The sequence below is a fragment of the Skermanella sp. genome (assembly GCF_059503625.1).
In genome coordinates this window covers 1-7,750 of record NZ_JCACHA010000892.1, presented here as the reverse complement: position 1 = coordinate 7,750, position 7,750 = coordinate 1, and the positions used below count along the sequence as shown (strand labels likewise).

11 protein-coding genes are annotated in these 7,750 nt (G+C 64.1%); 6 read left to right on the top strand and 5 right to left on the bottom strand.

Features of this window, described 5'->3' with window-relative positions; genetic code table 11:
- Together AC5JJ6_RS32520 and AC5JJ6_RS32515 are read left to right on the top strand one after the other, a co-directional pair.
- Nucleotides 1–366: OmpW/AlkL family protein (locus AC5JJ6_RS32520; protein ID WP_496046021.1), on the top strand; the 366-nt coding region annotated here is incomplete at its 5' end.
- A gap of 146 nt (nt 367–512) precedes the next feature.
- Nucleotides 513–674: a DUF6726 family protein gene (locus AC5JJ6_RS32515; protein WP_496046020.1), complete on the top strand. Its 162-nt coding sequence runs from the start codon at nt 513–515 to the stop codon at nt 672–674.
- A gap of 79 nt (nt 675–753) precedes the next feature.
- Here AC5JJ6_RS32515 and AC5JJ6_RS32510 read toward each other — a convergent pair whose 3' ends face one another.
- From AC5JJ6_RS32510 to AC5JJ6_RS32490, 5 genes are all read right to left on the bottom strand, one after another.
- Nucleotides 754–1,635 carry a LysR substrate-binding domain-containing protein gene (locus tag AC5JJ6_RS32510; RefSeq protein WP_496046019.1) on the bottom strand — a complete coding sequence of 294 codons (882 nt, stop codon included), beginning with the start codon at nt 1,633–1,635 and terminating at the stop codon, nt 754–756.
- Nucleotides 1,636–1,741: 106 nt separating this feature from the next.
- Nucleotides 1,742–2,083 (bottom strand): hypothetical protein, encoded by a 342-nt coding sequence (locus AC5JJ6_RS32505; protein ID WP_496046018.1) that lies wholly within the window; start codon nt 2,081–2,083, stop codon nt 1,742–1,744.
- 96 nt (nt 2,084–2,179) lie between these two features.
- Nucleotides 2,180–3,037, bottom strand: a complete 858-nt coding sequence (locus AC5JJ6_RS32500; protein WP_496046017.1) for a calcium-binding protein — start codon at nt 3,035–3,037, stop codon at nt 2,180–2,182.
- A gap of 370 nt (nt 3,038–3,407) precedes the next feature.
- Nucleotides 3,408–3,875 (bottom strand): Mut7-C RNAse domain-containing protein, encoded by a 468-nt coding sequence (locus AC5JJ6_RS32495; RefSeq protein ID WP_496046016.1) that lies wholly within the window; start codon nt 3,873–3,875, stop codon nt 3,408–3,410.
- A gap of 99 nt (nt 3,876–3,974) precedes the next feature.
- Nucleotides 3,975–4,220, bottom strand: coding sequence for a hypothetical protein (locus AC5JJ6_RS32490; RefSeq protein ID WP_496046015.1), 246 nt, complete (start codon nt 4,218–4,220; stop codon nt 3,975–3,977).
- 207 nt (nt 4,221–4,427) lie between these two features.
- Between AC5JJ6_RS32490 and AC5JJ6_RS32485 the strand changes: the two genes are divergently transcribed.
- The 4 genes from AC5JJ6_RS32485 to AC5JJ6_RS32470 form a co-directional block, all read left to right on the top strand.
- Entirely contained in the window at nt 4,428–4,916 is a 489-nt protein-coding gene (locus tag AC5JJ6_RS32485; protein ID WP_496046014.1) for a VOC family protein, read from the top strand.
- 89 nt (nt 4,917–5,005) lie between these two features.
- On the top strand, nt 5,006–5,968 hold the full coding sequence (locus AC5JJ6_RS32480; protein WP_496046013.1) for a 2-hydroxyacid dehydrogenase: 963 nt from the start codon (nt 5,006–5,008) through the stop codon (nt 5,966–5,968).
- Nucleotides 5,969–6,089: 121 nt separating this feature from the next.
- Nucleotides 6,090–7,445: a pentapeptide repeat-containing protein gene (locus AC5JJ6_RS32475; RefSeq protein ID WP_496046012.1), complete on the top strand. Its 1,356-nt coding sequence runs from the start codon at nt 6,090–6,092 to the stop codon at nt 7,443–7,445.
- A 49-nt stretch (nt 7,446–7,494) separates the two neighbouring features.
- The coding region (locus AC5JJ6_RS32470; protein WP_496046011.1) for a hypothetical protein at nt 7,495–7,750 on the top strand (256 nt) is incomplete at its 3' end.

Sequence of the window (7,750 nt, the reverse complement as noted above, 5' to 3'; positions counted from 1 at the left end):
GTGGACGCCAAGGGTCCCGGCGCCGCCGTCGGATTGGGCAGCGTATGGCTGCTGCCGCCGACCCTGACGGTGCAGTACCATTTCATGCCCAAGTCCCGGTTCAGCCCCTATGTCGGCGCCGGCCTGAACTACACGATCTTCTACAACGAGAAGAGCGGTGACGTCGGTTCCATCAACTACGACAACGGGTTCGGGTATGCCCTCCAGGCGGGCATCGACTATGCGATCTCAGGCCCTTGGACGCTCAACCTCGATGTCAAGAAGCTGTGGCTGAACACCGACGTCAAGGTCAATGGCGGCGCGCTCAAGGCGGATGTCGACATCGATCCCTGGATCGTCGGCATCGGGGTCGGCTACCGGTTCTAGTTACGGCTTGGATGCCGGGCCTTTTAGGCCCGACATCCAGCGCGCCGGACCGGCAGGTCCTCGGCTCCCGTATTCACGAGCGTTGTCCCAGGATGGCAGGATACTATTGTAAGACTAGGTAGAGTCGGTCATTCGGAGAAAACGCGATGCGGTCCCTGGTCCTGTTAGCCACGTGTTTCTGTCTCAGCGGCTGCGGTCTTGCCGCCGCACCGTGCCGGGTGGCCTCGGCGGTAATCAAGATCGTCCCGGTCGTCGGACATGCTGCGGCCGCGCCGACCGACGCCTGCGCAGCGGTCATCGATCCCTAGGCTTCCGTTATCGCACCTTCCAAACCGCGGTGCTCTGGCCAAACCGCGGTGCTTTGGGTGTCCCGAAGCGACGGAAAGCTCAGGCGACCAGGGTAAGCGCGTCGGTTCGCGACAGGCTTTCCGCCAGGAAGGTGACGAGCGGCTGGATCAGTTCGGCCGCTTCCGACTCTTCCCCGATCACCGTGATCTCCGTCATGGGCAGCGCCGGCCAGTGGACCGGCGCGCGGAGGATCTGCATGTCTTCCTGCACGAACGACTTGCCCAGCACGGTGACTCCCAACCCGCCCGCGACCGCAGCCTGAACGCCCATCAGGCTGCTGGCCGTGCAGGCCACGGTCCATTCGCGCCGGACCGAATCGAGCGCCGAAATCATCAGCTCGCGGTAGGTGCAGGGCGGCGGCAGCAAGACGAGGCGCGCGGGCTTGCTGAAGTCGACCTGGAAATCGGCCGATGCCATCCAGACCAGCGGTTCGCGCCAGATCACCCGGCCGCGCTGGGCCTGCCCGTCCTTCTTGGCGATCACCGCGTCAAGCCGGTCCTCGTCATAGGCGGCCAGCAGCGAGCAGCTCAGGCCGGTCATCAGGTCGATATGCATGCCGGGATACAGGCGGCTGAACCGCGCCAGCAGCTTCGGCAGCTCGTTCGGAATGAAGTCTTCGGCAATGCCGAGCCGCAGGGTGCCGGCGGCGGGCGGCTTCCGCATGTCGCGGACCACGGCGTCGTTGAATTCCAGCATCTGGCGCGCGGATGCCAGCAGGCGTTCGCCGTCCAGCGTCAGGCTGAGGGACCGGCTGGTCCGGTCGAAGACGCGCCGGTCCAGGATTTCCTCCAGCCGCTGCACCTTCTGGCTGACGGCCGATTGCGAGCGCCCGACCACATCGGCAGCCGCCGTGAAGCTGCCGGTTTCGGCCACCGCGACGAAGGCCCGCAACAGATCGATCTCAAGGTCTGGGAAGCGCATGGGTACTCGGCTTTCTTCCATGGATGAGCCATACCTATGACGTTCCCCGCCTGCCTGCAAGGATGCCGACCGGGATCGGAAAACCCGACCCCGATACCGTGACGGATCAATACCGCAGGATGTCGCTCGGCCTTTGTTCCAGACGCCGCTGTTTTTCCTCAAGCCTCTCCCGGTCGCGTCTCTGCTGATCGCGGTTCCGTTCGGAAAGCGACGGTTGAGGTCCCTCGTAGCGGTCGTGGCGTTGCTTCTCCTGTACCGCGCGGTCCAGGCTTGAACAGGATCGGCGGTCACCCTCCCGGCAGGCTCGCCGAAGGTCGGTCAGGATGGCTTCCCGGTCCTGTTCGATCGCAGCGGGTCCCCGGACGCCGTAACCCCGGTCGTCGTCGGGGATCTCTGCACATCCCAGGAGCAGCAGGGGAAACAGCGTCAGGAGATATGGAGAACGCATGATGGCAGCCCTATCGGAGTTTTTCACCCTGATCAACCGCCGGCGTGCCGATAGCATTCCATACCGGCCGCACCTTCGCCTGGACTGCCCGGCCTTTCAGGCGAATTCGAACACGGTGGCGGCGCGCGCGGTGAGGTCCGCCGCCTCGACACCGATCAGCAGCACGGAATGGGCATTGCCGAGGTCGATCAGCGTGGATCCGTGAAGATCGGCCATGCCGTCGAGCAGTGCGTCCAGGGTCGGCCGTCCACCCGCACCGTCCAGCAGGATTCTGTCCCTTGCCGGATCGAAGTCCAGCACCTTGTCCGAACCGCCGGATGCGGCACCGAACACGAAGATGTCGGCGCCGGCGCCGCCGCTCATGACACTCTGGCCCGGACCGGCATGCAGCGTGTCGTTGCCTTGGCCGCCGGACAGGAAGGACGAACCGAGACCGCCGTAGATCTCATCGTCGCCGGCTTCGCCGAACAGCCGGTCGTTGCCCGTTCCTCCATAGATCCGGTCGTTCCCGCCGCCGCTGAACGCGGTCAGGTCGCCTGTTTCACGGATGGCCCAGTGACCGTATTCCGTCTGATGATATCCGTAGTCGTAGTTGTTGAGGGAAGTGCTGACAGCCGTGTCATAGTAATAATTGTAGGAGTTATGATCGTCCGGAGAACTGCCGGCGTAATTGGGATCGAGCGTCCTTGTGGCCGGGTTCCATGTCCACTGCCCCGGATAGTCGAACGACGCCAGCGATTCCGTCCAGTGCCTGCCTTCCGGAGAGCTGCTGTAGTCGAATGCGACCGGCCCCTCCAGAAGGGACTGGCCGATCATCGGCGTATCGAACACCACCGTTCCCGAGGCCTTGCTGGGTGAACTGCCGGAGTGCGAGACCGTGACGAATTCGGTCATGTATTGCTGCCATTGTTCGTTCCAGACTTGAATTTCTTCGTCCCAGAACTCTGTCCACACGTTCGAATTTCCGGCCTCCGGTATCCAGTCGAACGTTATCTGCCGACTCGCCGCGATGATATCCGCCCCCGAGCCACCCTGCTGAAACTGCGGGGCGCCAACCGTTGCGGACAACGTTCCAGTCGTTCCAGCCATAACTCCTCCAACCACATGCGCGATCAACCGAATATCGGGGATGGTATCCGCGCAATAGTTTAGAGGGAGTAAATAACAGTGAATTTGCCAATAAAACCCGTTAATAATACTCGAATACCTATGATGGAAGGAATTTCACTTCAATTTGATGCCATGTCATAACTTTGATTTATTGGATTTTACATCATGCGGGACAGTCTCTTCAGCCGGAAGGTCCGCGCATGCAGGATCCGGCTCACCGTCCGCTTGCGCGGGCGAAGTCGAGCAGGGTGGCCCTGATGCGGCTCTCATGGCTGCCGGGCCAATACAGGCGCCCGCAGCCCGGACAGAAATGTATGGGCACCCCTTGATCCCTTATCTTGGCGGGAACCATGCGGTCCATCCCCGGTGCCGCCGGCGTCAGCACCGTGTTGCAGACCATGCAGCGCGAGAAGGGATCGAGCAGCCAGTCCACGCCGAGCGTTTGCCCGAGAAAGCCGGCTTGAGCGCGAACGGCATCGCTGTTCAGCATGACGACGACTTCGTTGGCCCGCTTGCGTTGCAGGATGGCCCGGTCGCGGGTCAGGAGTTTCCGCCCATCGGCCAGTGCGCGGGCCAGCAGGACACCGTCCGGGTCGCCTCCTTCGGCGATCACGGTGTCGTAGCCGGCACCGCGTAGCCAACGGCCCAGGCGGTGAAGCATTTCATCGCACAGAAAACGCACGCCAGATCCCTGGATCCGCCAATCCAACTCGGCACCGTCACATTCAGGGAAATAGGCTCAACTCTCCCGCCGCCAAGGAAGCGTGCGGTGCCGAAAGCCTCAAAGGCCGCTGCGGGGGCCGCTGGTTCCCCCCATGCCGTCGCCAGTGGTGTCGCCCGTGCCGCCGCGCGTGACGCTGCCGTCGATGCCGGTGCTGCCGATGCCGCCGCGGCTGGTCACGCCGCCGGTCGTGGCGCCGGGGCCTTCGTCGGCGGATCGGCCGTCGTTGGACATGCTGCACCCGCCGACCGCCAGGGTCATGGCCAAGGCACCGGCGGCGATGGTTCCAACATGGAAGCGGGGCATGCTTCAGTCCTTTCCTGCTTGCAGATCTCGATGTCGTGACTTCAACAGCGGCCGGCCTCCTTCGTCACACCGTCATTTCGGCTTCGAAAGGGAGTTCTGCGGCCCGTCCTTGGCCAGATCGAGGTTTGGGAATATCGTGTCTCGAACGACCGGCGTGACCGGTCCCGTCGGTACACGACCGGTAAATCGGCAGGGAGGAAAACAAGAATGACAGAAAACCGGAAACCTCCGGCGATCGGCGCCAATCGGGCCATGCTTCACCATATCAGCCTTCCCGTCCGGGACGTTTCGCGGTCCGTCGCATTCTACCGTGACGTTCTCGGCCTGCCGCAGATCGACCGTCCGAACTTCATCTTTCAGGGGGCCTGGTTCGCGCTGGGCACGGAGCAGCAGCTTCACCTGATCCAGGACGAAGGGTCGACCTTCCGGGACGGCAAGGGCCTGGACGGCCGCGATATCCATCTCGCCATCCGGGTCGGCAGCTATCGGGATGCCCTCGCTCACCTGATCGGCGCCGGCTACCGGAAGAACGGATCTCCGGGCGTCGATGAATTCAGATGCATGACCGTCGTCCCGAGGGCGACCGCCGGCTTCCCTCAGATCTACCTGATGGACCCCGACCGGAACATCATCGAGATCAATTCGGAAAGCCTCGATGCCGACGACGGGGAACTGTCCAGGCTTCTCGACCGGTAACAGAGCGTCGGCACGGCCCGATAGCCCGGTCGTAGCCGTCCGGAGCGGCCTCGTTGTGCATATCCCGTCCATCGGCTAACCTGCATGCCATGAGCATCGAAATCCTGCTGGCCGCAGCCTTCCCCGCCGAGTTACGCGCCAAGATCGCCCCGCAGGCCGGCGTCGCCGGCCCCTTCGACGGACCGGTCGGCGCCAGCCTCTCCGAAGCCGAAGCCCGCGACATCCGCGTGCTCGTCACCATGGGCACCTTGAAGACCAACGACGAGGTGATGGATCGTCTGCCCAGCCTGGGGCTGATCTGCTGCTACGGCACCGGCTACGAAGGGGTGGATCTCGACGCGGCGGCCAAGCGCCGCATCATGGTCACGCACAGCCCCGCCGCCAATGCCCCAGCGGTCGCCGACCTCGCGATGGCTTTGCTGCTGGCCGCCAACCGCCGGATCGTCATGGCGGACAGGTTCGTGCGCGATGGCCTGTGGAGCGGCAATTCGGCGGCGCGGATGCCGCTCGTGCGCGGACTTACCGGCCGCAGGATCGGCGTTTTCGGCTTCGGCGCGATAGGCCGCAGGATTGCCGGACGCGCCGCCGCTTTCGAGGCGGAGGTCGCCTATCACAATCGCTCGGCCAAGCCGGACGTAGCTTACGCCTTCCACGAGACGCTGCGATCGCTCGCGGACTGGGCCGACATCCTGATGATCGCCGCGCGGGCCGATGCCAGCAACCATCACGCCGTCGACCGCGACGTGATGAAGGCCCTGGGGCCGGACGGGATCGTCGTGAACATCGCCCGCGGGTCCATCATCGACCAGGAGGCGATGATCGCGCTGCTGCGATCCGGCGAACTCGGCGGTGCCGGACTCGATGTCTTCGAACAGGAACCCCTGGTGCCGGACGCCCTGAAGGCGATCCCGCATGTCGTGCTGACGCCGCATATCGGCGGAGGCACATGGGACGCGCATGATGCGATGCAGAGCCTCGTTGCCGCCAATATCGCCGCATTCCTCGCCGGCAATCCGGTGAAGACGCCGGTACCGGAGATGGCGGCGCGCTGAACGCCGCCGTAAATTCGTTCTGCCTATGCCACTAATCATTCGTTCGAACACAATCAGTTAACTCAAATGCCTTAAAATCCGCAGGACTTGAACGGACAAGGCTTCCGCGGATGGCATGGCAATGACGGGCCGGTACGGACTGGACGGCCTGGGAGTAGAACATCGGAAGATCCCCCAGCCGGAACTCGAACGCATGCTGGATCTGCACCAGCGCTATGTGCAGGGCCAGCGGGGCGGTATCCGGGCCTGCCTTAAATTCTTCGACCTTTCGCATGCCTCCCTCGGCAAGCGGCAACTGGCCGGCGCCGATCTGACCGGCGCCATGATGATGGGCGCCGACCTTAGCGGGGCCGACCTGCGGACCGCCTGCCTGTTCGGCGCCGATCTGCGGAAGGCCAATCTGGCCCGCGCCAACCTCGCCAAGGCCGATCTGCGCGGGGTGACGCTACGCGGCGCCACCTTGGCCCGCGCCGTCCTGTCGGAGGCCGACCTGCGCGACGGATACCTGATGCGCAGCCGTAACGGCGAGCTTACGCCCCTGACGGCCAACCAGAGCGCCGCCGAGCTTTCGGACGCGACGCTTACCAAGGCGGATCTCAGCCAGGCGAAGCTTTCCAACGCCTTCATCGTCCAAAGCGACCTGCGCGATACGGACCTTCGCGGCACCATCTTCATCAGGGCCAACCTGAGCGGGTCGGATCTCACGGGTTGCAATCTCGAAGGCGCCGACCTTTCGGAAGCCAATCTGTCGGGCACCAAACTCGACGGCGCCATCCTGACCAGGACCATACTGCGCCACGCCGATCTTTCCCACGCAAGCCTGCTGGGAGCGCTGCTGGACGAGGTCGACCTGACCTTGGCCAATCTCACCGGCGCCGATATGGTCCGGCGCCTCGACGGCATCGAGGGCGTCGTCGGCGAGGCGCTTCGACTCCACCGCGAATGGATCCTCAGCAACGGACGCAAGGGACACCGTGCGGATCTGACGGCGGTCGACCTCACCGGACAGAACCTGAGCAATCTCAACCTGTCCGCCGCCATTCTCAAGCAGGCCGTTCTGGCCAAGGCCAATCTCGCCGGCACCGTTCTGGCTATGGCGGATCTTGCGATGACGGACCTGCGGGGCGCCGACCTGTCGGGTGCCGACCTGCGGGGAGCCTGCCTGGAGCGGGCTACGCTGACCGGAGCGATCCTGACCAACGTCATCGCATCGCCGATGGAGCTGCGGAGCGGGCAGGGATGGCCGACCAACTTCGACAAGGGGCGGCTGATCCGCGTGAAGGCCGTCTCGGCCGATTTCACCGGCGCCCGCATGAGCGACGGCGACCTGACGCAGGCCAATTTCCAGAACGCCCTGCTCCGCCGGACGATCCTGACGGATGCCGTCATGACCATGGCCGACTTGCGGGGCGCCGACCTGTTGGGGGCGGATCTGCGCGGAGCGAAGGACTTCGACTTGCCGGAACGGGCGAGATGAAGGTCGCCGGATGAATTTTCGACAGACAACAAGATCGGGATCTTGACCGATGGACGATGAAGCTCAAACGGAGCGCAGACGGTCGTTCCGTAAATCCGGCAACCAGTATCCCCTGAGCATCGGGCGGCATTCGGCACGCCTGCTGGACTGGTCGGCAAACAGCGTGGGAATCCACGTCCGCGAAGGAACCGCCGGCTACGAGGTCGGGGATACCGTGAAGATCGCCATCCTGAGCGAGCGGACCCACGGAGTAGCCGTGTTCACAGGGTGCGTGCGCCGGATCGATCCCGGAACAGACGTTCTCG

Coding starts and splice junctions, on each gene's coding strand:
- AC5JJ6_RS32515 (WP_496046020.1), top strand. CDS start 513: ATGCGGTCCCTGGTCCTGTTAGCCACGTGTTTCTGTCTCAGCGGCTGC.
- AC5JJ6_RS32510 (WP_496046019.1), bottom strand. CDS start 1,635: ATGCGCTTCCCAGACCTTGAGATCGATCTGTTGCGGGCCTTCGTCGCG.
- AC5JJ6_RS32505 (WP_496046018.1), bottom strand. CDS start 2,083: ATGCGTTCTCCATATCTCCTGACGCTGTTTCCCCTGCTGCTCCTGGGA.
- AC5JJ6_RS32490 (WP_496046015.1), bottom strand. CDS start 4,220: ATGCCCCGCTTCCATGTTGGAACCATCGCCGCCGGTGCCTTGGCCATG.
- AC5JJ6_RS32485 (WP_496046014.1), top strand. CDS start 4,428: ATGACAGAAAACCGGAAACCTCCGGCGATCGGCGCCAATCGGGCCATG.
- AC5JJ6_RS32480 (WP_496046013.1), top strand. CDS start 5,006: ATGAGCATCGAAATCCTGCTGGCCGCAGCCTTCCCCGCCGAGTTACGC.
- AC5JJ6_RS32475 (WP_496046012.1), top strand. CDS start 6,090: ATGACGGGCCGGTACGGACTGGACGGCCTGGGAGTAGAACATCGGAAG.